The following is a 25,379-nucleotide window of genomic DNA, read 5'->3' as shown; positions in this document are numbered from 1 at the left end:
GTGCACGTGAGGCGATTAGCGGAAGAAGCGAATCTCGCCGCGTAAGACCGCCAGCCCGACAGCCGCGATCATCACGATGCCGCGCACGATGTTCTGCAAATAGAACGGCGCGCCGATCAGATTCAGGCCGTTATCCAGCATGCCGATGATGACGACGCCGACCAACGTGCCCTGAATGGTCGCGCGTCCCGGCTTGAATGCGGTCATGCCGAGGAACACGGCGGTGAGGCTGTCCATGAGGTAAGCATCGCCCGCACCGGATTGACCCGTGCCGAGTCGTGCGGTCAGCATCACGCCGCCGAGCGCCGCGCCCGCCGCCGACAGCACGAGCGCCGTGACACGCGCGCGGTTCACCTTGATGCCCGACAGACGCGCCGCCTGAATGTTCGCGCCCGTCGCGATGACGCTGCGCCCGAGCCGCGTTCGATTGAGCAGCACGTAAAAGACGAACACGGTAACGAGCGCAATGACGATAGGCATCGGGATCACGCCGAACACCGTGCCCTTGGCAATGGCGTAGAAGCTGTCGGGCATCTGCGCATAGATCGAATCGCCGCCCGTGTACGCGTAATTGACACCGAGCGCGATGGGTCCCATCGCGAGCGTCGCGATCAGCGAGGGAATGCGCAGCATGGTCACGAGCAGGCCGTTGACGAGCCCGATCACGACGCCCGAAACGATTGCCACCGCAATGGCAAGCGGCACTGGCAAGTGCGCCAGCACGAGCATGCCGGCGACGAGTACGCCCGCGAGACTCGCTGCCTGACCGATAGACAAGTCGAATTCGCCGCTTGCCACTGCCACGGTCAGCCCCGACGAGATGACCATCAGCACGGAGATCTGCACGAGCACATTGCTGATGTTGTCGATCGACACGAAGCGGTCGGTGCCGAGCGCGAACGCGATGAAAATGATCACCGCCGCCGCGACCGTGCCCCAGCGGCTCGCGAGATGACTGAAGTCGAAGCTGCGTGGCGCGTGAGCGGCGGGGTCTTCGGATCTTTTGGCGGCCAAGGTCTGTCCTTTCATTTCAGTTCACCTCGAGCAAGAGTCTTGCTTCGGAAAATTCGGTGCGGTCGAGACATTCGCCCACCACGCCATCGGCGATGCAGTAAATGCGGTCGCATAGCTTGAGCATTTCCTCGAACTCGGCGCTCGCAATCAGCACGCTCGCGCCCGCCTTGACCAGTTCGTGAATCAGCGCATAGATTTCCGCCTTGCTGCCGACATCCACGCCCTCGGTCGGATTGTCGAGCAGCAGCAGCGGCTGCTTCGCCGCGTGACTTCGGCCCATGCGAATCAGCCAGCGGCCGAACGCGACTTTCTGCTGATTGCCGCCGGATAGCTGAAGCACGTCCTGCCCGATGCCGCTGCACTTGATACCCAGTTGCTTCACGGTGTCGTGCGCGAGCCCGCGCATGAGCGTGTGCTGCATGAAGCCGCCGCGGCTCGTTTGTTCGAGCGTGCCGGTCATCAGATTCTCTTCGACGGTCAATCCCGGAAAGAGCGCCTTGCGCAAGCGCTCATCGGCGACCAGATACACGCCACGGCCGATCGCATCGGCGACATCGCGCGGCAATCCGCGTTTGCCATTGACGATGCATTCGCCCGTGACCTTCGCGCTCATCGATCCCGCGAGCGCTTCCAGCACGCCGGTCTGCCCGCCGCCCATCACGCCTGCAATGCCGACGATCTCGCCCGCATGCACGACGAGATCGGGCACATCGAGATTGCCGATGCGCGCGTCTTGAATGCGCGTCGTGACAGTGTCGCGAGACGCGGAAGACGACCAGTTCTGATCCTCGATCCTGCGTCCGACCATCAGATGCACCACTTCCTGCAGCGTCGTTTCGGCGACGACGCCATCGTGCACTTTTGCGCCGTCCTTGAGCACGGCCACGCGATCGCACTGCTCGAAAATCTCGTTCAGGTGATGCGAGATGAAAAGAATCGACAAGCCGTGCGACTTGAGATCGCGCAGAAAGCTGAAGAGCTTGCGGCTTTCGTTGAGCGTGAGCGAGGCGGTCGGTTCATCGAGAATCAGAATGGCGGGCTCGCTCACCAGCGCCTTCAGGATGTCGAGAATCTTGTTCTCGCCGAGCGTGAGATCGCCGCATTCCCGGTCGAGATCGATATCGATGCCAAAGCGCTGCGCGAAGCGGCTCGCTTCGACTCGCAAGGCGCGCGAGCGGATCAGGCCGCCGCTCAACGGTTCGCGTCCGAGCATGATGTTCTCGGCGGCGGTCAGCGTCGAGATGACCGCGATCTGCTGATGCGCCACCGCGATGCCCGAGGCGAGCGCGTCGCCGACGCTCTTCATCGAGACCGGCTTGCCGTCGATAGAGAGCGTGCCTGCATCGGCTTGCTGCGCGCCGCAAATGATCTTGACCAGCGTGGATTTGCCCGCGCCGTTCGCGCCGACGAGCGCGAGCATTTCGCCGCCCCACAAGTCGAGATCGACGCCGCGCAGCGCCGGATTGCCGTGGAAGCTCTTTTCCACGCCACGGGCGCTCAGGCGAGGGGTTCCCTTCGCCAGAATGTCATTCATGTGTCTGTCTCCTGACACGGCGGGCCGGCGTGGATACGCGCGGCCGTCCCGCCGCCCATCACATGCCGGCCACGGCGCGGTCGCGATAGATGTAGTACAGATCTTTCGCGTTATAGGTCGGCTCGTTCGGCCCGGGGATATTCACGCCGCGCACCAAGAGAGGCGCGGGGAATTCAACGGTTGGAACCGGCACGAGCTTCTTCGCGTCGCCACCCTTCGCCACGATCTCGTTGATGAGCCAGCCGGTGTAGGCGCCCCAGACTTCGAAGGCCTGCGCCGTCGTGCAGATCAACGGATAGTTCGGCTTGCGCATGCGGTCGAGTGCCGTGGGATGCCCGTCGTGGCCGATCACCATGATCTTGTCCTGCATGCCGCGCGACATGACGACTTCTGCCGCCGCCATGGCCGGTTCGTCCCACGGGCACCAGATCACATCGAGATCCTTGCCGTAGGTCGTGAGCCAGTCGTTGACGGTGTTCTGCGTCGCCTCGTAGAAACCGGAGTACTGGATCACGCGTTCGTTCTTGAGCGAAATCCATTCGTTTTCCGTGAGGGCCGTCTTCATCACCTTGCCGCGCTTGCGCGTGCCGTGGTGAAAGTTGGCAATGATCGCGCACATGTTGGCCTTGGTCTTGCCCTGGGCCAATAACGTATCGATCATGAACTGCGAGGTCTGCGCGCTCATTGCGTAGTTGTTGCTGGTGATGTCCGCAATGGCGGGCGCCTGCCATCCCGAGTCGAGACTGAAGAACGGAATCTTCGATGCCGTGAGGTGATCGAGCGCGCTCTTCGCCGCGGTCAACGTGCCGTACAGCACGAGAATGGCATCGGACTTCGCGGTGATCGCATCCTCGATCTGGCTCACGAGCTGACCCGGATCGCCCTTTGCATCGGTCTGCTTGATCTGCCAGGTCTTGTCGAGACCCGACTTCTTGAGCCACTGCTGCAGGCCGTTCCACGAGCGCTGGTCGGATTGCGCGGACATCTGCTGCGCCACCACCGCGATCTTCAGCGGCTTGCCGCCTTGCGGCGACGATGCCGGCGTTTGCGCGTGGGCGCTCGTCGCCCCGAACAGCATCTGGGCGAACTGCGTACCGCCGACGGCGGCCGCCATGCCGAGCAGACGGCGGCGCGAGAACTCCGGTTCCTGGCTGTTGCTGTCTTCCATGTTTGTCTCCTGTTCTATTCGACTGCGTGTTATATGAAGAGCGCCGCCACCTTCTGCGGTTGATCCCAATGCGGCATGTGACCCGCCTGGGGGATGAAGTGCACGGGAATGTCCGGCCCTGCGCGGCTCGCGTGCTGCCATGGGATGATCTGATCGTCGAGCCCCCAGATCACGCGGGAAGGCGCGGCGAGCGCGGACAGTTCGGAGCGGATATCGATCTGCTGACGCCCGCTGCTGACGAGATTGCCCGCGAGCGCCGCCAGCGCGCCGCGCTTGCTGATGGCGCCCGCCATCTGATCGAGTTGTTGCGCGGACAGAAGCGGCGGATTGAGCGCGGAGCGGCGCAGCAGATGCACGAGCCCGCCGCCTTTTTGCACGTGCGCCATGCCGTCGATGAAGTCGTCGTCGATCTCCGTGCCGAATCCGGCGGGCGCGATCAAGGTCAGGCGCCGCACTTTCGACTTGAGCGCCGTTGCGACTTTCGTGGCGACCGCCGCGCCCAGCGAATGCCCGGCGAGTTCGATGCCGCCGAGCCCCAAGTCCTCGATCAGCGCGACGATCGCGGCAGCCATGCCATCCACGTCGGCGCTGTCGAAATCGGTGGCGCCGTGAGAAGGCAAGTCCGGTGCGATGACGTGCTTGCCACGCCGCTGCAACTGGCTTGCGAGCGCGGACCATACTTGCGCGTCGCCGGAGAAACCGTGCAGCAGCACGAGCGGGGCGCCGCTCGCGTTCGGCGCGCGCCATTCGCGATACGCCACGCGACCGCGCGGCAGATTGCGATAGAGCACGCCTTCTGCCGAGACTTCGCGCGCCTGATTTGCGTCGCCGACGTAGCCCGTGCCGTTCACGCGCGCTTCGACATCGTGGCGTTCTATGCGCCCGCGTCGTCCCGTTCCGGCGATGTCGTCGAGCGCGATACCGCCTTGCCGCGCCACGCGTCGTGCGGCAGGCGTGGCGCGCAAGCCGGTCGTGACGTCCTGGCGGGTGCTCGCTGCCTGCGAACGCATTTCAGGCGCAGGGGCAGCGGCAGGCGCGGCGGCGGCGGCCTCCTCGGGCACGGCGCTGCTCTCTTCGCCGATCACGTCGTATTCGCCGAGCATGCCGCCGACATCGACGTCCTCGCCCACTTCGGCGACGATCTTGCGCAACACGCCATCGGCGAGCGCGGGCATCTCCACGACCGTCTTGTCCGTTTCGATTTCGACGAGCGTCTCGCCGCGCGTGAAAGACTCGCCCGGCTTCTTGAACCACTCGACCACGCGCCCCTGCTCCATCGTTTCGCCCAGGCGCGGCAGCAACAGGGACTTGCTCATGCCGGCACCATGTTCGAGATCATGTCGACGATGAGTTGCGCCGTCGGAATACTCGCGCTTTCGAGCGCGGGCGACACCGAGATCGGCACGTCTTCGCCCGCGAGCCTGAGCACCGGATCCTCGAGGAAGTCGAAGCACTCCTCCGAGATGCGCGCCGCGATCTCGGAGGCGACGCCGCACGTCGAAGCCGACTCGGTGACGACGACCGCGCGCCCCGTGCGATTCACCGACGCCACCACGGTTTCCATATCGAGCGGATTGAGCGTGCGCAAGTCGATCACTTCGACATCGACGCCATTGCGCGCCAGCGCCTCGGCGGCTTCGAGCGCGACATACACCATGCGCGAATAGGTGACGAGCGTGACGTCCTTGCCGTTGCGCCGCACCGCTGCCTTGCCCCATGGCGCGATGGGCGTGGTCAGGTCCGCGTCTTCCTTGCGTGCATAGAGCGCCTTGTGCTCGATGAACACGACGGGGTCCGGCAAGGTTAGGCTGTGACGCAACAGATGGTAGGCATCGGAAGCCGTGGCGGGCATGGCAAGGCGCAAGCCGGGCGTGTGCATGGCGAGCGCTTCGAGACTCTGCGAATGCTGCGCGCCTGCCGACCGGCCCGTGCCGCCTTGCGTGCGCAAGACCATCGGCACGCCGATCTGTCCGCCAAACATATAGCGGATTTTCGCGGCCTGATTGCCGACCTGATCCATCGTCATGCCGAGAAAGTCCACGTACATCAGTTCCGCGACCGGTCGCAGGCCGGTCATCGCCGCGCCCACGGCCGCACCGACGATGGCGGGCTCGCTGATCGGCGTATCGATCAAACGCGCGGCGCCGAATTCCTTGATGAGGTCTTTCGTGACGCCATACGCGCCGCCGTACACGCCGACTTCCTCGCCGATCACGACGACGGTGTCATCGGCCTGCATGGCGTCGCGCAGCGCCTGGCGCAGCGCGTCGCGGTAAGTGATTCTGGTCAGACTGGACATATCAGCTCCTTGCCAGCACGCGTTCCAGACGCGAGCGAACGGATTCCGGTTGCGGCTCGCCGACGCCGTAGACATCCTCGAACATGGTGTCGAGCGCGGGCGCGGCGGAGTTCGCGGTGAAGTCGATCGCGTCGCTCATCTCGCGGCTGATCTCGGCATCGAGTGCGTCGATCTCGGCGGCGGTCACCGCGTGGCGCTCGATCAGCGTGCCGCGCGCACGGACGATCGGGTCGCGCTTGCGTCCCACTTCTTCTTCATCGGGCGTGCGGTACGGACTCTTGTCCATGCGGCCATGACCGAAGAAGCGGAAGCACGAGATCGCCATGAAGCCGGGCTTGCCAGCGCGCGCGCCCGAGACCAGGTCTTCCGCCACCTCGAGCACGGCTTCGACATCCTCGCCATCCACCATGCCGGTGCGCAGGCCGAACGCCTCGGCGCGCTTGTCGAAGGCGGTGGAGCGTGTCGCCTTGTCGATCCGCGTGCCCATGCCATATTGATTGTTGATGCACACGAAAAGCACCGGCAGATCCCACAGCGCCGCCATGTTCATGCTCTCGTAGAGAATGCCTTGCTGCATGGCGCCATCGCCGAAAAACGCCACCGATATCGCGTCTTTCTTCAGGAGCTTGTAGCTCAGGCCCGCGCCGACCACATGCGAGATGCCGCCGCCGACGATCGCATTCGCGCCGAGGTGACCCAACGCCATGTCGGCGATATGCATCGAGCCGCCCTTTCCACGGCAGTACCCGGAAGCCTTGCCGCCGATTTCCGCCATCATCCGGTTGGGCTCGGCGCCGCGCGCGAGAAAGATGCCGTGGCCGCGATGGTGCGTCGTGAAGCTGTCCTGCGGCTGCAACGCGCCGACGACACCCGCCGCCGCGCCCTCTTCGCCGATGGACAGATGCAGCATCGACCCCGCCGACAGCTCGCGCGCATACAGCTCGGCGACATGTTCCTCGAAGGTTCTGATGCGGCGCATCGTGCGATAAAGGTCTAGCAATGGAGGCTTGGATTGCGAAAGCATGGTTTCGACTCTGATGGAGGGTTCTCGATGAATGCGCGGACCGGTATCTCGGCGTGCGGGCTTCGACCGGCCTCGCTTACGCGGAAGGTCGCTCGCTAAAGCCGCGCAGGGCCGGATAAAGCTTCTGATACCGTTCGTAAATCTCGTCGTAGCGGGCGGCTTCGGCTGCTCTCGGTTCTATGCGGCGGCCCGGTTTCACCATGGCCGAAATACCTTCGTCGATGGAGCCGAAATGGCCGACGCCCGTCGCGGCAAGAATGGCCGCGCCGAGCGACGGCGCTTCGCTCGCCTTGGGCACGCTCACCGGCAAGCCCGCGATATCGGCATGGAGTTGCAGCCACAGGTCGGACGCGACCACGCCACCGCCGATGGTGATTTCACTCGCGGGAAAGCCCGCCTGCGCCATGCGCTCGAAGATCAGGCGCGAGCCGAAGCAGATGCCTTCGATGGTCGCGCGAAACAGATGCGGCATGCCGTGCGCGAGCGTCAGTCCGACGAAGGCGCCGCGCGAGAGCGCATCGACATGAGGTGTGCGGTTGCCCTGAAAATGATCTAGCGCGAGCAGACCGTCGCAGCCCGGCGCGATCTCGCGGGCTTCGTCGTTGAGCGCCTTGAGATCGAGATTGCCGCCCGCGAGCCGCCGCAACCAGTTGACGATGGAGCCCGTCGATGTCTGTCCGCCTTCGATGATGTGCCGGCCGGGATAGACGGCATCGGCATACGTGCCCCACAGGCCCTTGGCGGCGGCCGAGCGGTCGGAGACGCCGAACATCAGATGCGACGACCCGGTGATGAGCGCCACTTGTCCCGGCTTCGCAACACCGATTCCGATCATGCCGATGAGCGCATCCGCGCCGCCTTGCACGACCTTGACGCCCTGCGGCAACTGCAAATGTTCGGCGGCACGCGCGCTCAACGTGCCGACCACTTCGCCTGGCGCAATAACGGCGTCGGGCCACTTGTCGAGCAGCGAATCGAGCTTCAGCGCCGCGAGCAGACTCTTCGCGTAACCTCCGCGCTCGGTCGAGTAATGCCAGCGGATCGACGCGTTATCGAGGCTCGCGCAACGCCGGCCCGTGAGCCGCAAGTTCATGAAGTCCTGATACTCGCAGATGGTCGCCGCACGCTCGTATAACTCGGGCTCGTGACGCGCGATCCACAATGCTTTCGGGATCATCCATTCCGCCGATACCGGACCTTCGCCCGCGCCGTTGACGACGAGCGCCGGATCGCCGGTGGCGAGCACGTCGGCGGCTTCGGCTTCGGCGCGTACATCCATCCAGATGATGGCCGGACGCAGCGCCGCGCCTTGCGCGTCGAGTGCGACGACGCTGCAACTCGTGGTGGCTAGCGCCATGGCATCGATGTCGGCGGGCGCGATACCCGCTTCCTTCACGGCCTGCCGAACCGCCGTGCCCATGGCATTCCACCAGTCTTCCGGATTCTGCTCGGCGCGCGCGCCCGCCGAAAACTGCGTGGCGTACGGCTGCGCGGCCGATCCAAGACAGGAGCCGGTCAAATCGAACACGCGTGCACGAATGCTTTCCGTTCCACCATCGACGCCGATTACGTGGCTCATGCTGTCTCCGTGTCTCCAGCCATCGTTTTGCACATTTGTCGTCATGCGCGACATTTGTGATGAGTTTGATTTTCGGGGTGGGCTTTGTCAAGATGGTGTGCATAAACAGAGGGGAAACACCTAAATGCTGGAGCTGAACCTTGCGCACGAGTCCGACGACGCGCTGATCGTCCGCGCTGCGTGGCTGTATTACGTCGGTGGTTTGAATCAGGAGCAGACGGCCTCGCGGCTCGGTCTGCATCGCAGCCGCGTGAATCGCCTGCTGTCCGAGGCGCGCGATCGCGGGCTCATCAACGTGACGATCAACCACGAATCCGCGCGCGATATCGAAGTCGAACAGGCCATTGCGCGTTGCTTCGGCCTCGACTTCTGCATTGCCACGCCAGCCTTGGGATTCGCCGACGGGCCCGCCGATCCCAAAGCGGATCGCATTCGCGCGGCCATCAGCCGGCGCGCGGTCGGCGCGGCGGGCGCGAGCTTTCTGAAGGGCAAGCTGCTGGACGGGCCCATTACCGTGGGCGTGAGCTGGGGACGCACGATAGAACAAGTGGCGACGCAGCTTGCGGGCGTGCGCAATCCGCAGGCGCGATTCGTCTCGCTGCTCGGGTCGCTCAAGCGGAACTCGACATCGAACCCGTTCGAAGTCGTGCAGTTCTTCGCGGCGCGGACCGGCGGCGAGGTGCACTTTTTGCCCGTTCCGTTCATCGCCAATTCGGTGGCGGACCGGAAGGTCTTTTTCGAGCAGCGCATCGTGCAGGACGCAATGCATCTCGCGCAGAATGCCGATCTTTATCTCATCAGCGTGGGCGAACTCGAGGAAACGTCGGTGCTGCGGACACAGGACATCATGACGGCGGACGAGCTGCGAAATATCCAGGAAAGCGGCGCCGTCTGCGATTCGCTCGGCAAGCTGTTCGATATCGACGGCCGCGAGATCAAGCATCCGCTCAGCGAACGGACGGTCGCCATCGCCACGGACGAATTACGCGGTCGCAATGTCGTGCTTCTGACGGGCGGTCTGGAAAAAGTACGCGCGACGATTGCGTTGTTGCGCAGTGGCATCGTCAAGGGGCTCGTTATCGACGGCGACACGGCGCTCGCGCTGGCGAAGTCGATGCAGTTGACTGACGGATTGGCATGACGCGTGAATTGGGCGCTCGGGGAAGGCAGAACAAATCCGTCCAGGCCGGGCGCCCAGCAGACAAAGCGGTTGCGCTCCTATAATCGCGACTTCTCAATCCGCGAATTCCTACCATGAGATTGCTTGGACGCGCATCGATTGCGGCTGTCGTGTTTGCCATGTTTGCCGTGTTGCCGGCGTTTGCGCAGCAGGTTCCACCTCACGATGAATTCTTCTGGCTCGGCGAGATCAACAAGGCGACCGTCGTCATCAACACGAGCGAAGGCTTGCTCGACAAATCGATGGCGCCGCGCCTGGCCGCTGGCGTCGCCAAGGTGATCGCCGACGGCGACCAGCCTGGCGCGAAGCGACCGCGAACCGTCATTACCTTCGAGCCGCTTCTGATCAAGGCAGCGGGCGAAGACATCACGCTACTGCACGCCGGACGTTCCAGTCAGGACATGCACGCGACTTACCGTTCCGCGATCCTGCGCGACGACCTGCTCAATCTCGCCGATCAGCTCAACACCACGACCGCCACCATCGTGCGCCTCGCCGACAAATACAAGAGCGTGGTCGTGCCGAACTACACGAACGGCGTGGCCGCGCAGCCCAACAGCTATGGCCATTACTTGCTAGGCTTTGCCGCCGGCCTCGACCGCGACGCGCAGCGAATTCGCGAGACATACAAGCGCGTGGACCGTTCGTCGATGGGAACGACAGTGCTGAACGGTACGAGTTGGCCGCTGGATCGCGAGCGCATGGCGCAGTATCTCGGCTTCAATGCGCTCGTCGACAACGCGTACGACGCGTCGCAGATTTCTTCCGTCGATGAACCCGTGGAGGCTGGTGCGGTCGTCACGAGCGTGGCGCTGCATACCGGCGCCTTCATTCAGGACGTGATGACGCAATACGCCGAATCGCGCCCTTGGATTCTCTTGCAGGAAGGCGGCGCCAATACGTACGTATCGAGCGCCATGCCGCAAAAGCGTAACCCGGGGCTTTTGATTCGCACGCGCTCGGACGCATCGACGGCAATCTCGCAGGCGGAAGGCGTCGTGATGCAAGCGCATAACCTGCCGCCGGGCATGAGCGATCCGAAGGACGTGAAGGCCAACAACGAGATGGTCGAAAGCGGCATTGCAGCGCTCAAGGGCTTCGACGAGGTGCTGAACTCGCTCGTCATCGACCCGAACCGCGCACTCGAAGAGCTTAATAGCGACTGGACGGCATCGCAGGAAGTGGCCGATGTCCTCATGCGCAAGTACAAACTGCCGTTCCGGGTCGGCCATCATTTTGCGTCGAACGTGGTGGAATATGCGCGGCAGAAGGACATCAAGCCGCTCGACTTTCCTTACGCCGATGCGCAGCGCATCTACAGGCAAACGGTCGAAGGCACGCCCTACGCCGGCGATTTTCCGATGAGCGAAGCCGAGTTCCGCTCGACGCTGGACCCGGTGGCGATCGTGAACGATCGCGCGACCGTGGGCGGCCCGCAGCCTTCGGAAATGACGCGCATGCTGAAAGATGCGAATGCGCGTATCGCCGAGCAGGACAAGTGGATCAAGAGCAATCGCGCGCATATCGCGAGTTCGCTGGCGCGGCTCGACAATGACTTCGGCAAGATGATTGGGCATTGAAGCTGCGCACATGCTCGAGCGTATCGCGCTGATGAGGCTTGTCGATTTGCCGGTGACAATCCTTCTTTTCGGAGCGCTCTGCTACGGCTTCGCCAATCCGAACATCTGATGAATGCGGTAAATGCGCTTGAACCCGCGTTTGCCCAATACGCGCGAAAACGATAGTCCGCCAATATTTCGTCATTACGACAGCGCGCTCGACAGCGAGCCGAATCGGCGATATCGCAACATCTTCATCATGTGTTCAAGCGGCTATTTTGCATTTGACGATTCGGTCGCTAACCTCTCGACAGAGTCCCCGTCAACTCGTCCGGAGTGCAGGCATGAAAAAATCGCGAATCGCATGGATGCTGCCATTGCTGTTGATCGGCGCTAACGCACGGGCGCAGAGCTCGGTCACGCTGTACGGCTTGATTGATGCCGGCCTGATGTACACGAATAACGTCGCCAAAGGGGGCTCGCAAGGCTCGCTTTGGCAGGCCACGAGCGGCAATATCAACGGCAGCCGCTGGGGACTGCGTGGCTCGGAAGATCTCGGCGGTGGATTGAAGGCCATCTTCGTGCTCGAGAACGGCTTCAACCTGCAGACCGGCCGCCTGGGCCAGAACGGACGCGAGTTCGGCCGTCAGGCATATGCGGGCCTTGCATCGAGCGACTATGGCGCGCTGACGCTGGGACGTCAGTACGATTCGCTCGTCGATTTCGTCGCGCCGCTGTCCGCAACCGCAGGCTCGTTCGGCGACACGGGCTTCGCGCATCCGTTCGATAACGACAACCTCAATCACTCGGTCCGCATGAGCAACGCGGTCAAGTACATGAGCAGTTCGTACGCCGGACTCAAATTCGGCGCGCTGTACGCGTTCTCCAACAGCACCGACTTTTCGATGAACCGCGCCTACAGCGCGGGCGGCAGTTACAGCTACGGACCGTTCAACGTCGCGGTCGGCTATCTGCAGATCAATGGCTCGAACGGCGCGAACACGGCCGGTGCCATCGATGTCGCCGAATCGACCGCCAATGGCACCGGCGGCTTCGTGGTCGGTGCATCGCGCGAATGGGTGCTCGGCGCCGGCGCGAACTATGCGTACGGTCCGGCGCTCATCGGCTTCGTGTTCACGCGCAGCGTCTATCAAGGCACGACATCGTTCAACTCGGTGAACGGCGCGATGAGCTTCTATAACTACGAAGTGAACGCGAAGTATGCGCTGACGCCCGCGATCAGTCTCGGTATAGCCGATACTTATACCGACGGCCACGCCGCCAACAGCCGCACTTTCGGCGACGATCCGAAATACAACCAGGTCAATCTGCAAGCCATCTACTCGTTCTCCAAGCGCACGGACGTGTACGCCGAAGCGATGTATCAGCACGCAATCGGCGCGCAATACGTGGCCTTCATCAATACCTCGGGCGGCGCTTCGTCCACGGCCAACCAGGTGGTCGGAACGGTTGGGCTGCGGCATCGGTTCTGATTGGTTCGAGCGCTCGTCGGGATGCAGCCACGATAGCTGGCTGCATCTTCATCGAGCGTCGCTTTGCTTGGCCGTCACGGTCCGCGCGCATAACGGCACGAGACACAGCAAAACGACGACGACCCAGAAGGCGCCGGGAAGGCCCACTTGTCCCGCTATGAAGCCGATTCCCGCAGGCCCTGACAGAATCCCGGCGTAACCCACTATCGTCACCGCGGCTACCGCAAGCGCGGGTGGCATGAGCCGCTGCGTTCCGCTTCGACGATAAAGAATCGGCACCGTGTTCGATGCTCCAAGCCCCACTAGCACGAAGCCGCCCAGCGCAACGAAGGCGATGGGAACCGTGAGCAGAAGCACGAAGCCTACGATGGTCAGCACGCCGCCCCAGAACATGACCGCGCGCTCGCCGAGCCGCTTGATGACGGCATCGCCGCATAAACGCCCGCCTGTCATTGCAATCGAAAAGAGGACGTATCCGAGCCCCGCTTCGTTCTTGCCGACGAGACCCGTGTCCGAGACGAGCAGCGCGCTCCAGTCGAGCACCGCGCCCTCGGCGAGGAACGTGATGGCAGCGAGAATGGCGAGCAACAGCACGATGCCGCGCGGCACGGCAAAGATAGGCCCGCCTTCGCTCTTTGCATAAGGCAGAAGTCTGGGCGTTGCGAGGACCAACGTTCCGAGCACGAGTGCCGAGCAAAGGAGGGTGCCCGCCAGCGTGCCGACATGCATCGACAGCAGGAACGTCATGAGACTCGATCCGGCGAACCCACCTACGCTGAACAGGGCATGGAACCCCGACATGAGCGGCCGTCCCGCGTCACGTTCGACTTCGACGGCATGAACGTTCATTGCCACTTCGAGCGAGCCTAGCGATGCACCGAACAAAAAAAGCGCTATGCCTAATTCAGCCGGCGTATTGACGACCGTGAGAAACGGCAAGGTCAGGACGAGACCCACGCCTCCCGCCACGATCACCGGCTTGCTGCCGTAGCGCGCGGTGAGCATGCCCGCGAGAAGCATCGCCAGGACCGAGCCTAAGCCGATGCACAAAAGCAGCAGGCCGAGTGTGGTGTCGTCGACACCGAGCCTGCTCTTCGTGAACGGCACGAGAGGCGCCCACGACGCAATGCTGAAGCCGGCCACGAGAAACGCAAGACGTGTGGCAAGACGCGTTCCAGAGCGATTGGACGATACTCCCAGATTGGCCTCGCTCATGATTTTTCCACCGCAGTCATCACCGTTGGGCCGGACTTCGACAGCGCCGCGAGCACATCACCCGGTGCATCTTCCTCAATGATAAGGAAGTCGATTTCCTTCATGTTCGCCACGCTATAAGGCGCGCGCGCATGAAGTTTCGCGGTCGTGGCGAGCACGACCTTCTGCGCGCTTGCAGCGACGACCGCGCGTTTGAACGCAGCGTCGCTCAAGCCGAATGCGCCGATGCCGCGTGACGTCGATACCGCGCACGCGCCGATGAAGCACATATCGAAGCTCATGCGCCTGACGAACTCCACCGAAGTGGGATCGACGCTGCCGCCTACGTGTTGATCGACCAAGCCGCCGGTCATGACGAGTTGCAGGTCCGTTCGTCGCAACACCGCAGCAGCGATATCGACGGAGTTCGTGACCACCGTGAGCTCGAATTCCGCAGGCAGGATGTTCGCAAGCGCGAGGTTGGTGCTGCCGCTGTCGAGGAACAGGAACTGGCCCGGCTGAATGAGGGACGCGGCCGTTTGCGCGAGGATGCGCTTGCGGTCGGCGTCCATGTCGATGCGCGCCGCCATGGGAAGCGCAGCCGGCAAAACCGGCAGCGCGCCGCCGTAGACGCGACGGCATTTGCCTTCGGACGCCAGCGCCCGAAGATCGCGGCGGATGGCGTCTTCCGATACGGCGAATTCGACGGCGAGATTAGCGGCGACGAGCGACTGGCCGGAAGATAGACGGCTGGCCAGTTCGTCGCGACGGGCGAGTGGGAGATCGGGGTTCATGCGCGCAGCATAACGTGCACGAACAAGAATGTAAACGTGCATGAACGTGCATCACCCAACTCTTTATCTTGTAGCAAGCACCTCCGCAGCAACCTCTCGATGCGGCCGCGCGCAGAGTATCAGCACGCCGCCGAGCGCCCCGAAACACGCCAGGACCGAGAACGGATACTGAAAGTCACTGCCCTTCCCCGCGAGCATTCCGACGAGCGTAGGCCCGACGAAACCCCCGACGAGATTGCCGAACGCACCGATGACGGCAGTCGCGACGATCGCATCGGCGGCCGACAAAAGCTCGGTCACGTACGTGAAGATGAGCGGAAGGAACATTTCGAGGAAGAAGCCCATGGCGGTGAACAACGACATTCTCAACACGAGCGATGTCGCCGGCACGTTGGCAGCCGCGAGCAACAACACACTCGCAAGGATGATCGGCACGCCCGCATGCAGCCGCCGCTCCTGACGCGCATCCGAACTGCGCGTCGCCACCAGAATGCCGACGATGCACGCCGCCCACGGGCACGCCGAAAGCAAGCCGACTTCCACCGACCCCAGGTTCGGCGCCGCCGCGGCAATCGAACTCGGCAGCCACAGCATGAAGCCATAGACCACGAGGTTGATCATCGCGAAGCCGAATCCGAGGAACCACGTCGCCTTCAGCCCCAGGACACGACGGATGCCCGATTGCGATGAGACATCCACAAATTCGGCCTGCTCGTCGGCGAGCACGCGCGAAAGTCCGGCCTTTTGCTCGTTGGTGAGCCACTTGGCGGCCGTGATGTTCTTCGGAATGCTCGACCACCAGACCACTGCCCAAATCCACGCGGGCAAGCCTTCGATGATCATCATCGCGCGCCAGTCGTGATGCGCGAGCAGAAAGCCCGAGATCGGTCCGGCAAGCAGCGCGCCGAGCGGCGAACTGACAGTCCAGAAGCCGAAAGCCTTGCCCCGTTCGCGGCGCGTGAACCACGACGCCGTGAGACTCGAAGCGGATGCCCACACCGGCCCTTCCGCCACACCGAGCACGAGCCGCACCGCCATCAACTCGTTCATCGTGCGCACGAGCCCGGTGGCCATCGCCGCCGCGCCCCAGCAGATGAGACACACGAGCACGACCTTGCGTGCGCCGAAGCGCGATACGAGCCATCCGCCCGCCAGAAAAGTGATGACGTAGCCCCAGAAAAAGATGCCGCCGACAAGTCCGGCGTGGGTCGCATCCATGCCGAGATCGCGCCGGATCAACGGCAGCGCGAGGCCGATGTTGGTCCGGTCGAAATAAGAAATGGTGTACATGAGAAAGATCACGAGCGTGATCCTGATCCAGCGAGCTGAACCCGATGACTCGGCTCTCTCGAGGGCTGCATCCTTCATCGCTTGTCTCCTTCGTCTCGTGTCTTCGAGACTTCTTCGGCTGCTTGTGATTGGGGCGGGCTTCTCTGCTGTCCTCGATGCGTTCGGGCATGACGCACTTCATCGCTTTCCTTCGTTCAAACTTTTGCTTATACCGGCGTTGCTTCCTCTCTTTCGAGCCGTGTCCACATGTCCGCGACCAGGCCCTTGAGCAATTGCGCTTCTTCCCAACGATCCGATAACTCATAGCCATTTCTATCGGTCATCGCGTATTCCTTCGGGCCGAGTTCGCAGAGAAACGTGAGCACGGCATCGCTTCCAGCACGCTTTCGCCAGCTGCGAAAACCGTATTCCCACCAGCCGAGGAATAGATCGAGCCATTCCTTGTGATGCGCAAAGCTGATCTGCACCTGTATCTGCTCGCGGCTTGCCACGCGTCCATGAAAGCCCCAGCAGTTGTCCAGAATGCGATGCATGAGCCGATGGTTGTCATCCGATACCGGCCACGCGAACTCCCGGCCTACGAGGTAATGCGAGATGTCGCCGGTCAGACGCAGGTCAGGAAAGCAATCGAGCAGACGCAGCGTGAATAGCAAATCCGTCGTCATGCGGTCGCGATGCGTTTCGATATGAACCGCGATGCCCGCATCGTGCGCAAGCCGGCGCCACCCTTCGATAAGCGGAATGCACTCCTCGATCGAGTACGGCCGCACGTCCGGCTGAAGATTGATGTGATCGGCACCGAGCGCCTGCACGTGCTCGATGATCGGCTTCAGGTCATCCACGGTTTGCGGATAACACTGCGCCTGCCACGTCATGCCGTATTCCTTCAGCGTGTGCGTGACGCGGCTCGCATACGCGTAATCGAAGAAGCGCACGCCCACGCCGTCGAAGCCGGCATCGCGGATCATGCGCAACTGCTCGTCGAGCGGCCACTCATGTCCGTCCGGGCGGCGTCGTTCCATGGCCCATAGCGACTGATACACCTTGAGTTGCTGCATGGGGTTTCCTTTCCGACGCCGCGCTACATCGCCTCTGCTGTCGTGGCGAAAAAGCGATTCTTGAGCGATGTCTGGTTCTCGTAGATCGAGCCTTGCTTCGGCGCGGGCGGCAGCGGCAGGATGACCGGAACGTTCTCCATGCGCGGCACGATAGTCGGCTCGCCAGCGATGATCCGCTCGTTGAACTCCGCGAGACTCTTGTCCTGCGTGGGACCACCGATAAGCGGCCAGGCATCGACGGCGGCAATCTCATACAGCAACAAGCGGCGCGGCCGGTTCGACGTGTTTTCCGCGGAACCGTGAATGGCGCGCGCATGATGAATCGAGAACGATCCCGCCTTGCCCGTGCACGGCACCGCCTTGCTGAAGTCGACATTGGATGTCGTCGGGTCCATCGCGCCGCAAAAATAGCCGTCCGTGTGATGACTATGAATCTCGCTCTGGTGGCTATCCGGAATGATCAGCAGCGGGCCGTTTTCCAGTTCGCAATCGTCGAGCATCACGCCGACAGCGAGCACGTCCTGATTCGTGTGCGGGTAAAACGCCCAGTCCTGATGCCATTCAACCGGGTCGCCGACATGCGCTTCCTTCAGGTTCAGCTTGGTGTTGCGCACGCGCAGATTCGGCCCTAGAAGACTCGTTAGCGCGGCGATCAGCTTGGGATGCTTGAGCGCTTCCATGAACACCGGATCGACCTTGATCGGGTCCTTGATGCGCCGCACGCGCGGCTTTTGCGCGGTATGCGAGGGTGCGAGATCGAATACATCGTTCGATGCCGTGAGCGCGCGAGACTGCTCGACGAGTTCATCCGTGACGCGGCGCATGCGCTCCACGAGGTCATCGCTGAAAACGTCGGTGACGACTACGTATCCTTCCTTGGCGTACTGCTCTACTTGCTCGTTCGTAAGCACTTTCATCTCCTGAAAGAACGGACCTGCCTTTTGGGAGCGCTCCCATTCGTTGGCGCCGACGCGGCGCTTTGGCAACGTCATTGCACTGCATCATGCTCGGTTCGCACCCAGCTATGTGCGCGCTCCCATTCAAGGTAAAGTGGAACCGTCGGAGTGTCAAGCAGCGGTCTTCCCTGATCGACCCTTTGCGCACGAAACACAGATCACCAACGAAACGAAACGAAGCACTATGAAAACAAGCGCCACCGCGTCCGAACCCACCTTGCCCCGGCCCACCATGGAAGACGTCGCTCGCGAGGCGAAGGTCGGGCGCATGACCGTTTCGCGCGCGTTGAATCAGCCCGAGCTCGTATCGCCCGAATCGTTGGCGGCGGTGCAGGCCGCCATCGAAAGACTCGGTTACGTGCAGAACCTGAATGCAGGAAGCCTGGCGTCGAACCGGTCGAAGATCATCGGCGCGGTCATTCCGACTATCGAGAACGCGTTCTTTTCGGACACCATCAGCGGGCTGTCGCAAGCGCTGGCCGACAAGGGCTATCAGTTGCTGCTCGGTCAATGCCGTTACGACGCAGCCGAGGAAATGCGGCTCATCGATGCCTTCGTCGGGCGCCGCGTCGACGGCATCATGCTCATACGCACATCGACGCCGGCGGAAGTGGACAAGCGCATTCGCCGTTGCGGCGTTCCGGTGATCGAGGCATGGGACACGTCCAACGATCAGATCGACATGCGTATCGGTTTCTCGCATCGCGATGCCGGTGCTGCGGTGGCGCGCTATCTCGCAAGCAAGGGACGACGCAATCTCGGTTTTCTCGGCAGCATGGATGTCCGTTCGACCGGCCGCTTGCAAGGCTTTCGGGCGGGCGCGAAACAGTCGGGGCTTCACAAGATCGAGGCCATCACGCTCGACCGGCCAATGGGCATCAACGACGCGCCCGAGATCTTCGACAGGCTGCTCGAACGCTGCTCGGACCTCGACGCCGTGTTCTGTTCCAGCGACATGCTCGCCGCTGGCGTGCTGTTCGAGTGTCAGCGGCGCGGCATACGCGTGCCGGAAGACGTCGGCATCATGGGCTTCGTGGACTTGCCCATCGCGGCGGCGACGCATCCGGGCATCACGACGATCCGCGTTCCATCGCTTGAAATCGGCAAACTGGCGGGCGACATGCTGCTCGATTATCTCGAAGGCAAGCGCCCCGCGAATCCGCGTATCGACCTGGGCTTTACCATTGTCGAGCGAGGCAGCGCATGAAGCGGGACATGACGGGCATGCAGCACTATCGCACTGCCTGATCGACCTCGGCTTCGAGCTTGCCGATGCGCGCCATATCCGCATCCGACTTCATCGACGGCGGACCGGCAAAGGTCTTGCGCACCCCGAAGCCGTACCAGATGACGAGCAACGCGATCACGAATCCAACGAGCACGTACAGCACTTTTTCGTTCGGCGGCTGAATGCCGACATACGCGAGCACGCACGCGCCAACCGTCGCCAGCAACGCGAGCGGCTTGGACCAGAGGCCGAGCTGGAACGGTCCCTTCTCGGTCCAGCCATGGCCTTCGGCGAACATGCCGAGCGCAATCGGCATCGCGTAGGAAATGTACAGGAAGACCGCGCTGCCGGCGCTGAGCACGGAGAAGGCATCGCCATACAGCGTGATGAGAATGGCGAGTATGGCGCAAGTCCAGATCGCCGCGCCCGGCGTGCGATGCTTCGGGCTCACGTGACGCAAAAACTTCGAGCCGGGCAGCCCGCCATCGCGCGCGAACGCGTACATCATGCGCGAGGTGGACATGATGGCCGCAAGCCCGCAGACATAGTTGATGAAGAACATCGCGAGTTCGAGACACACGCGCAACGTCGTCGGAATCGGCGCGAGAATGGCTTCGAAGAAACCGGTGCCCTGTTTCATGCCCGCCGTGAGATCCGGCATGACGAGCACGAAGGTGCAGACCATGACGTAGCCAAAGACCGCCGACCAGAACACCGAGCCGATGATCCCTTTCGGCACGTTGCGCGCGGCATCGTGCGTTTCCTCGGACGTGTGCGCGGAAGCGTCGAAGCCGGTGATGGTGTACGTCACGAGCAGCAGGCCCGCGAGAAACGCGAGCGGCGTCGATTGCTTCGGCCACGCGCCGCCATCGACGCCCGTGAAGTTGGTGAACGTGACGAGCCGATGCAGATCGAGCGGCACGGACGAGTAATAGAGCAGCGCCACGACCAGAACGATGGTGACGACGAAGATGAGATAGCCCGAGAGATCGGTGATCTTGCTGGCGATCTTGATCCCGCGTGCATTGAGCAGCGCCTGCGACAACGTGATGATCGCGAGGAACGCGGTCTGGTGCCACCACGTCAGGCTTTCGGGCGCAACGCCGAACATCGGCGCGATCAGCGTCTTGAAGAACGGATCGTAGGTGCCGAAGTTGATCGCGCTGATGACGAAGATCAGACCAATCAGGTTGAGCCATGCCGTGAGCCATCCCAACTGCTTGCCGCCGAGGATCGAGCCCCAGTGATACAGCCCGCCCGCTGTGGGAAACGCGGACGCGATCTGCGCCATCGACACCGCGACGATCAACGCGAACAACGCGCCAAGCGGCCACCCGAGCCCGACGGACGCGCCGCCCGTCGCCGAAAGCGCCAGCTGGAAAGCGGTGATGCCGCCCGACAGGATGCAGATGATCGAGAACGAGACCGCGAAGTTCGAGAAGCCGTTCATGCGCCGGGACAACTCCTGCGCATAACCCATCTTGTGCAACAGGCTCACGTCGCTGTCGCTGCTTGCTTCAGACTGGTGCTTTGCGTTCATATTCACTCCGTCACGAATGCCTGCCGGGAAGGAACCAGAATTCGACGTCCGTATTGCCTGTCACGCTAACGCGCGACGCGCAACAGGCACGGTAAGTAGCCAAATTTCGAAGCGCTACCTGATTCTTTACACGGCGGAGAAGCCGTTATCCACGAAGAGATGCGTTCCGTTGACGAAGCTCGCTTCGTCGGATGCCAGAAACAGCGCCGCAGCAGCGACTTCGGACGGCTCGCACAGCCTGCCCTGCTGAAGCGCGATGGCGGCCTCAGTGGCATCGACACCCATTGCCTGCAGGTCGCGAAGCTCGCGCATGCCGTGCGGCGTGCGAATGAATCCAGGCGCCACGGCGTTGCAGCGAATGCCCCGATCGCGGTATTCGACGGCTATCGCGCGGGCGAACATGTGGCATGCGCCCTTGGTGGCGTCGTAGAGCACTTCGCCGGGCGTGGCGTAGACCGCCGAGATCGACGAGGTGCACACAATGCTGCCCTTGCCCTTTTCGAGCATCTGCGGCAGGACCGCCTGCGTCATGAGGAACATGCTTTTGACGTTCACGCCCATCAGCCAGTCCCATTCCGATTCCTCTATTTCGAGGAACGGTTTGACGATCAGCGTGCCGGCGTGATTGAAGAGGATGTCCGCGTTGCCATATTGCTCTTTCGCGGCTGCGACGGCTTTCCGGACATTGGCTTGACGCGAGACGTCCGCACCCAGACCTAGCGCTTCGAATCCCGCTTCGTTGAGCCGGGAGGCGAGCGCAATGGCGGCATCCACGTCCCGGTCGATGATGGCGACCTTCGCGCCCTGTTGCGCGAACAGTTCCGATGCCGCCGCGCCGCATCCACCCGCGCCGCCGCTGATGATCGCCACCTTGCCGGCGAGGCGGCCGTCGTTTCTGGAAACCATATCGTTGTCCTCGGTAACGTTGAGCTGCGTCCGACAGAGGGTCGCTCCGTGCATCGACGTTACTGCGCCAAAATGCGATCTACTACAAATTTTCGGCGTAGCGGGCTTTGGGCGAGACCGCGCAACGAGGAACGACAACGCCGGAACCGGCCTGCGCCCGGCGTTTCATCGATGTCCCTAGGTAAGCATCGGCGTCAGGTCGGGATCGCCCTTCTTCATCGCTCGCCGATACGCCGGGCGTTCGCCGATTCGCTGCAGATAAGCCCGTATGTTGGGATACGGCGAAAGGTCCAGCGGCTGAAAAATACGCATGGTAGTCAACGAAAATACGCTCATGATGTCGGCGGCCGTGAAGTCGCTGCCCGCAAGATAGTCCGCCTGCCCCAGCCGATCTTCGATGAGCGCCAGCACTTTATCGAGCCGTCCCTGCACGGCGGTTTGCACCGGATGATCCACCGGCAAACCGGCGCGGCCGATCATCATCGAGCGTCCCATAACCGGCTGCAGGTTGCCGTTCGCGAAGTGAAACCAGTAGAGATAGGACGCGAAGTCGGGATGATCCGGCGCGTGCTGCAATCTGCCGTCGCCATGGCGCGCGAGAATGAACTCGACGATAGCCGCGGACTCGGCGAGCAACATGCCATCGACTTCGATGAGCGGCGCCGCGCCCAGCGGATGCAACGCGACGAGTTCGGGCGGTGACAACATGGTGCGTGCATCGCGCGTGTACTTGACGAGCTCGTATGGAACATCGAGTTCCTCGCACAGCCAGACGATACGCTCGGATTGCGAGTGCCCGAGGTGATGGATTTTCAGCATGAGTCAGTTTCCTTGAGTACGAGTGAAGTCGAAGCGCGATGAACCTGGCGTGCAGCGCAAGCAGCGAGCCTGGCGCCCGCCGTCCGAAAGGCATCAAGCCTACCGAATTTCGAACGACTTTCTTGAACCTTCATATTTCTGCCAAAAATTACCTTTACATTTCCGTCAGAAATTAGGCGCCTGCTTACGAACATGGAATGTCCGGCCGGAAAATTCCATCCAGTTTCTCACTCGTTCTTTTTCTGATGACGACAACCATGCCCCACCTGACTGCGCTCGGCAGACCGTCGCTGGCAAGCGCGCTGATTTGCATCGCGCTTACGCTCGCCGCTTGCGGAGGCGACGACAAGTCGGCAACGCCCGCCTCGACCAACGCGTCGTCCTGCAAGATCAGCCACTGCGCGCCGGCTCCCTGAGTCGCATTCCCACATCAAAAACTCATCAATGGCATGACATTCAGTCCATCTAAACGAAGCTTCATCAAGACGTCGCTTGGCACCGCCGCTTCCGCCGCCGTGCTTTCGACGTTCCCGCCTGCTATTCGGCGCGCGCTCGCCATCGACGCGAACAATGTCACGGGCACGATCAGGGACGTTCAGCACGTCGTGTTGCTGATGCTGGAAAACCGTTCGTTCGACAGCTATTTCGGCACTTTCAAGGGCGTGCGCGGTTATGGCGACCGCTTTGCCATTCCCTCGCCGAACGGCGCAAACGTCTTCTATCAGAACTACACGAGTTCCGGCTCGACGAGCACGCTGATTCCCTATCATCTCGACGAGTCGAAAGGCAACGCACTGCGCGCGGGCAGCACACCGCATACGTGGTCCGACTCGCAGGCCGCATGGGACAACGGCCGCATGGCCGCATGGCCGACCGCGAAGAAGCCCTTGTCGATGGGCTATTACGAAACGGTCGAAGTGCCCTTTCATCGCGCGCTCGCGGACGCCTTCACGCTGTGCGATTCGTATCACTGCGGCATGCACACCGGCACGATTGCAAACCGTCTCTTCTACTGGACCGGCACGAACGGTCCCAACGGTTTGAGTCCGTCGACCAACGCGCCGGTCAAGGTGGCCGCATTGAACAACGAGTTCAATGGCGGCAATGACATTGGCTCGTCGTCCACCGGCTGGACCTGGACGACCTATGCCGACCGTCTGCAAAACGCGGGCGTGAGCTGGAAGGTGTATCAAAGCCTCATCGACAATTTCGGCTGCAACGAGATGATGAGCTTTCGCCACTGGCGCACCGCAATCGAGCAGATGCCCGCCGCACGGCGACCGGTGTACGTGGCGAATACGGACATCACGCAACCCGTGACGGCGGCGGGCGCGTTCTACGATTCATCGATCGACGACGCCCTGAGTCCGCTCGCGAAAGGCTTCGGCAACACCATGCCGCAGGGCTTTCTCGAAACGTTTCGCGACGACATCCAGAAGGGCACGCTGCCTGCCGTATCGTGGATCATCCCGCCGTCCGTGTATAGCGAGCATCCCGGTCCGTCGAGTCCCACGCAAGGCGGCTGGTACGTGCAGGAAGTGCTCGATGCGCTGACCGCGAACCCGGATGTGTGGAGCAAGACCGTGCTGCTCGTCAATTACGACGAGAACGATGGCTTCTTCGATCACCTTCCGCCGCCGAGCGCGCCGTCGCACGCAAGCGATGGCACGCTCGCGGGTGCGAGCACCTTGTCCGACACCGACATGGCGGTGGAATATCACAACTTCGCGCCGGCAACGAGCAATCAGCCGAAGACCGACGGACGACCATACGGCCCCGGCCCGCGCGTGCCGATGTGGGTGATCTCGCCGTGGAGCCGTGGCGGCTTTGTGAACTCGCAAGTCTTCGATCACACCTCGACGCTCATGTTCCTCGAAAAGCGCTTCGGCGTGACCGAACCGCAGATCAGCAGCTATCGGCGTGCGATTTGCGGCGACCTGACCTCGTGCTTCAACTTCGTCAATCCGAACGATGCCGCGCTGCCGACGCTCTCCGGGCGCACGACGAAGGACTCGGCCGATGCGCTCGCCAAGTCGCAGGCGGCGGCATCCGCGATCCAGGCGCAGTCCGTGACGGCGAGTTCGCCGTTGCCCGCGCAGGCTACCGGTACACGTCCGTCGCGCGCCTTGCCTTACGAGCTGCACACGACCGCGCATGTGAACGCCAACGCAAGCACGGTCGCGCTCGAATTCGCGAATGGCAGCACGAACAACGCGGGCGCGGTGTTTCATGTGTACGACAGAAACCATCTCGAACTCGTGCCGCGCCGCTTCGTCGTCGAGGCGGGCAAGTCGCTGACGGGAACGTGGACCGTGCCTGCCAGCGATGCGGGGCGATACGACCTGTGGGTGCTTGGACCCAATGGTTACCACCGCGAGTTTGCGGGCAATCTGAAGGAAGTGAGCGCATCCGCGAATGCCGAGATTCAGGTTTGCTATCAGCCGTGCGATACGTCGCTCGTCAGCGTGAAGCTCTACAACCGCGGCAATCAGTCGTGCACGTTCACGACGGCAGCGCTGGCCTATCTCACGAATGGTCCGTGGGTCACGACGGTGGCTGCGAATTCGGTCGTCGAAGTGACCTGGCCAATTGCCGATAGCGGCAACTGGTACGACTTCATGGTCACGTGCAGCGGTCTGAACGCGTTCAAGCGACGCTTCGCGGGACGTGTGGAGAATGGCAAGGACCTCGTTTCCGATCCGGCCATGGGGATGGCTTCTTAACGTGCATGAACCGGTCCGCGT

The 25,379-nt window shown here is 62.4% G+C and carries 21 protein-coding genes; 6 read left to right on the top strand and 15 right to left on the bottom strand.

Going from position 1 to position 25,379, the window contains the following annotated elements:
• Nucleotides 1-15: 15 nt before the first annotated feature.
• The 7 genes from NCR40_RS29680 to NCR40_RS29650 form a co-directional block, all read right to left on the bottom strand.
• On the bottom strand, nucleotides 16-1,014 hold the full coding sequence (locus NCR40_RS29680; protein ID WP_244830564.1) for an ABC transporter permease: 999 nt from the start codon (nucleotides 1,012-1,014) through the stop codon (nucleotides 16-18).
• 16 nt (nucleotides 1,015-1,030) lie between these two features.
• On the bottom strand, nucleotides 1,031-2,548 hold the full coding sequence (locus NCR40_RS29675; protein ID WP_250511622.1) for a sugar ABC transporter ATP-binding protein: 1,518 nt from the start codon (nucleotides 2,546-2,548) through the stop codon (nucleotides 1,031-1,033).
• A gap of 58 nt (nucleotides 2,549-2,606) precedes the next feature.
• A complete protein-coding gene (locus tag NCR40_RS29670) occupies nucleotides 2,607-3,716 on the bottom strand; it encodes a sugar ABC transporter substrate-binding protein (protein WP_244830568.1) in 1,110 nt (369 codons plus the stop codon).
• Between the two features lie 29 nt (nucleotides 3,717-3,745).
• A complete protein-coding gene (locus tag NCR40_RS29665; protein WP_250511621.1) occupies nucleotides 3,746-5,032 on the bottom strand; it encodes an acetoin dehydrogenase dihydrolipoyllysine-residue acetyltransferase subunit in 1,287 nt (428 codons plus the stop codon).
• The gene (locus NCR40_RS29660; RefSeq protein ID WP_250494654.1) at nucleotides 5,029-6,015 is read right to left on the bottom strand and encodes an alpha-ketoacid dehydrogenase subunit beta; all 987 of its coding nucleotides are present in this window, start codon (nucleotides 6,013-6,015) and stop codon (nucleotides 5,029-5,031) included. Before NCR40_RS29660 ends, NCR40_RS29665 begins: the two co-directional genes overlap by 4 nt.
• 1 nt (nucleotide 6,016) lies before the next feature.
• Complete coding sequence (locus tag NCR40_RS29655) at nucleotides 6,017-7,039, bottom strand: thiamine pyrophosphate-dependent dehydrogenase E1 component subunit alpha (protein ID WP_250511620.1); 1,023 nt, start codon at nucleotides 7,037-7,039, stop codon at nucleotides 6,017-6,019.
• Between the two features lie 76 nt (nucleotides 7,040-7,115).
• Entirely contained in the window at nucleotides 7,116-8,618 is a 1,503-nt protein-coding gene (locus tag NCR40_RS29650; protein WP_250511619.1) for an FGGY-family carbohydrate kinase, read from the bottom strand.
• 124 nt (nucleotides 8,619-8,742) lie between these two features.
• Here NCR40_RS29650 and NCR40_RS29645 point away from each other — a divergent pair, with 124 nt between their 5' ends.
• From NCR40_RS29645 to NCR40_RS29635, 3 genes are all read left to right on the top strand, one after another.
• Complete coding sequence (locus tag NCR40_RS29645; RefSeq protein WP_250511618.1) at nucleotides 8,743-9,759, top strand: sugar-binding transcriptional regulator; 1,017 nt, start codon at nucleotides 8,743-8,745, stop codon at nucleotides 9,757-9,759.
• A gap of 113 nt (nucleotides 9,760-9,872) precedes the next feature.
• On the top strand, nucleotides 9,873-11,378 hold the full coding sequence (locus tag NCR40_RS29640; RefSeq protein WP_250511617.1) for an argininosuccinate lyase: 1,506 nt from the start codon (nucleotides 9,873-9,875) through the stop codon (nucleotides 11,376-11,378).
• Between the two features lie 323 nt (nucleotides 11,379-11,701).
• The gene (locus NCR40_RS29635) at nucleotides 11,702-12,850 is read left to right on the top strand and encodes a porin (RefSeq protein ID WP_250511616.1); all 1,149 of its coding nucleotides are present in this window, start codon (nucleotides 11,702-11,704) and stop codon (nucleotides 12,848-12,850) included.
• Nucleotides 12,851-12,898: 48 nt separating this feature from the next.
• Here NCR40_RS29635 and NCR40_RS29630 read toward each other — a convergent pair whose 3' ends face one another.
• The 5 genes from NCR40_RS29630 to NCR40_RS29610 all read right to left on the bottom strand — a co-directional run bounded on the left by NCR40_RS29630 (nucleotide 12,899) and on the right by NCR40_RS29610 (nucleotide 18,178).
• Complete coding sequence (locus NCR40_RS29630) at nucleotides 12,899-14,065, bottom strand: MFS transporter (RefSeq protein ID WP_244830580.1); 1,167 nt, start codon at nucleotides 14,063-14,065, stop codon at nucleotides 12,899-12,901.
• Nucleotides 14,062-14,880, bottom strand: a complete 819-nt coding sequence (locus NCR40_RS29625; protein ID WP_250469703.1) for a DeoR/GlpR family DNA-binding transcription regulator — start codon at nucleotides 14,878-14,880, stop codon at nucleotides 14,062-14,064. Before NCR40_RS29625 ends, NCR40_RS29630 begins: the two co-directional genes overlap by 4 nt.
• A gap of 21 nt (nucleotides 14,881-14,901) precedes the next feature.
• A complete protein-coding gene (locus tag NCR40_RS29620) occupies nucleotides 14,902-16,257 on the bottom strand; it encodes an MFS transporter (protein WP_255784903.1) in 1,356 nt (451 codons plus the stop codon).
• 77 nt (nucleotides 16,258-16,334) lie between these two features.
• Nucleotides 16,335-17,186 (bottom strand): sugar phosphate isomerase/epimerase family protein, encoded by an 852-nt coding sequence (locus NCR40_RS29615; RefSeq protein WP_250469702.1) that lies wholly within the window; start codon nucleotides 17,184-17,186, stop codon nucleotides 16,335-16,337.
• 23 nt (nucleotides 17,187-17,209) lie between these two features.
• On the bottom strand, nucleotides 17,210-18,178 hold the full coding sequence (locus tag NCR40_RS29610) for a phytanoyl-CoA dioxygenase family protein (protein ID WP_250511615.1): 969 nt from the start codon (nucleotides 18,176-18,178) through the stop codon (nucleotides 17,210-17,212).
• 148 nt (nucleotides 18,179-18,326) lie between these two features.
• Between NCR40_RS29610 and NCR40_RS29605 the strand changes: the two genes are divergently transcribed.
• A complete protein-coding gene (locus NCR40_RS29605) occupies nucleotides 18,327-19,349 on the top strand; it encodes a LacI family DNA-binding transcriptional regulator (protein WP_250511614.1) in 1,023 nt (340 codons plus the stop codon).
• A gap of 25 nt (nucleotides 19,350-19,374) precedes the next feature.
• Here NCR40_RS29605 and NCR40_RS29600 read toward each other — a convergent pair whose 3' ends face one another.
• From NCR40_RS29600 to NCR40_RS29590, 3 genes are all read right to left on the bottom strand, one after another.
• The gene (locus NCR40_RS29600) at nucleotides 19,375-20,910 is read right to left on the bottom strand and encodes an amino acid permease (RefSeq protein WP_250511613.1); all 1,536 of its coding nucleotides are present in this window, start codon (nucleotides 20,908-20,910) and stop codon (nucleotides 19,375-19,377) included.
• A 126-nt stretch (nucleotides 20,911-21,036) separates the two neighbouring features.
• A complete protein-coding gene (locus NCR40_RS29595; RefSeq protein ID WP_250511612.1) occupies nucleotides 21,037-21,816 on the bottom strand; it encodes an SDR family NAD(P)-dependent oxidoreductase in 780 nt (259 codons plus the stop codon).
• Nucleotides 21,817-21,993: 177 nt separating this feature from the next.
• The gene (locus NCR40_RS29590; RefSeq protein WP_250469697.1) at nucleotides 21,994-22,635 is read right to left on the bottom strand and encodes a glutathione S-transferase family protein; all 642 of its coding nucleotides are present in this window, start codon (nucleotides 22,633-22,635) and stop codon (nucleotides 21,994-21,996) included.
• 257 nt (nucleotides 22,636-22,892) lie between these two features.
• On the opposite strand from NCR40_RS29590, the gene NCR40_RS29585 reads away from it, so the two are divergent.
• Together NCR40_RS29585 and NCR40_RS29580 are read left to right on the top strand one after the other, a co-directional pair.
• Complete coding sequence (locus NCR40_RS29585) at nucleotides 22,893-23,051, top strand: hypothetical protein (protein WP_244830596.1); 159 nt, start codon at nucleotides 22,893-22,895, stop codon at nucleotides 23,049-23,051.
• A gap of 33 nt (nucleotides 23,052-23,084) precedes the next feature.
• The gene (locus NCR40_RS29580; protein ID WP_244830598.1) at nucleotides 23,085-25,358 is read left to right on the top strand and encodes a phosphocholine-specific phospholipase C; all 2,274 of its coding nucleotides are present in this window, start codon (nucleotides 23,085-23,087) and stop codon (nucleotides 25,356-25,358) included.
• The last annotated feature ends 21 nt before the right edge of the window (nucleotides 25,359-25,379 follow it).

The sequence above is a fragment of the Caballeronia sp. GACF4 genome (genome assembly GCF_023631025.1).
Lineage (GTDB): Bacteria > Pseudomonadota > Gammaproteobacteria > Burkholderiales > Burkholderiaceae > Caballeronia.
Note: the sequence above shows the minus strand (reverse complement) of the source record. Positions and strands in the feature narration are given on the sequence as shown.

Coding starts and splice junctions, on each gene's coding strand:
- NCR40_RS29675 (WP_250511622.1), bottom strand. CDS start 2,548: ATGAATGACATTCTGGCGAAGGGAACCCCTCGCCTGAGCGCCCGTGGC.
- NCR40_RS29670 (WP_244830568.1), bottom strand. CDS start 3,716: ATGGAAGACAGCAACAGCCAGGAACCGGAGTTCTCGCGCCGCCGTCTG.
- NCR40_RS29665 (WP_250511621.1), bottom strand. CDS start 5,032: ATGAGCAAGTCCCTGTTGCTGCCGCGCCTGGGCGAAACGATGGAGCAG.
- NCR40_RS29660 (WP_250494654.1), bottom strand. CDS start 6,015: ATGTCCAGTCTGACCAGAATCACTTACCGCGACGCGCTGCGCCAGGCG.
- NCR40_RS29655 (WP_250511620.1), bottom strand. CDS start 7,039: ATGCTTTCGCAATCCAAGCCTCCATTGCTAGACCTTTATCGCACGATG.
- NCR40_RS29650 (WP_250511619.1), bottom strand. CDS start 8,618: ATGAGCCACGTAATCGGCGTCGATGGTGGAACGGAAAGCATTCGTGCA.
- NCR40_RS29645 (WP_250511618.1), top strand. CDS start 8,743: ATGCTGGAGCTGAACCTTGCGCACGAGTCCGACGACGCGCTGATCGTC.
- NCR40_RS29640 (WP_250511617.1), top strand. CDS start 9,873: ATGAGATTGCTTGGACGCGCATCGATTGCGGCTGTCGTGTTTGCCATG.
- NCR40_RS29635 (WP_250511616.1), top strand. CDS start 11,702: ATGAAAAAATCGCGAATCGCATGGATGCTGCCATTGCTGTTGATCGGC.
- NCR40_RS29630 (WP_244830580.1), bottom strand. CDS start 14,065: ATGAGCGAGGCCAATCTGGGAGTATCGTCCAATCGCTCTGGAACGCGT.
- NCR40_RS29625 (WP_250469703.1), bottom strand. CDS start 14,880: ATGCACGTTTACATTCTTGTTCGTGCACGTTATGCTGCGCGCATGAAC.
- NCR40_RS29615 (WP_250469702.1), bottom strand. CDS start 17,186: ATGCAGCAACTCAAGGTGTATCAGTCGCTATGGGCCATGGAACGACGC.
- NCR40_RS29610 (WP_250511615.1), bottom strand. CDS start 18,178: ATGACGTTGCCAAAGCGCCGCGTCGGCGCCAACGAATGGGAGCGCTCC.
- NCR40_RS29605 (WP_250511614.1), top strand. CDS start 18,327: ATGAAAACAAGCGCCACCGCGTCCGAACCCACCTTGCCCCGGCCCACC.
- NCR40_RS29600 (WP_250511613.1), bottom strand. CDS start 20,910: ATGAACGCAAAGCACCAGTCTGAAGCAAGCAGCGACAGCGACGTGAGC.
- NCR40_RS29595 (WP_250511612.1), bottom strand. CDS start 21,816: ATGGTTTCCAGAAACGACGGCCGCCTCGCCGGCAAGGTGGCGATCATC.
- NCR40_RS29590 (WP_250469697.1), bottom strand. CDS start 22,635: ATGCTGAAAATCCATCACCTCGGGCACTCGCAATCCGAGCGTATCGTC.
- NCR40_RS29585 (WP_244830596.1), top strand. CDS start 22,893: ATGCCCCACCTGACTGCGCTCGGCAGACCGTCGCTGGCAAGCGCGCTG.
- NCR40_RS29580 (WP_244830598.1), top strand. CDS start 23,085: ATGACATTCAGTCCATCTAAACGAAGCTTCATCAAGACGTCGCTTGGC.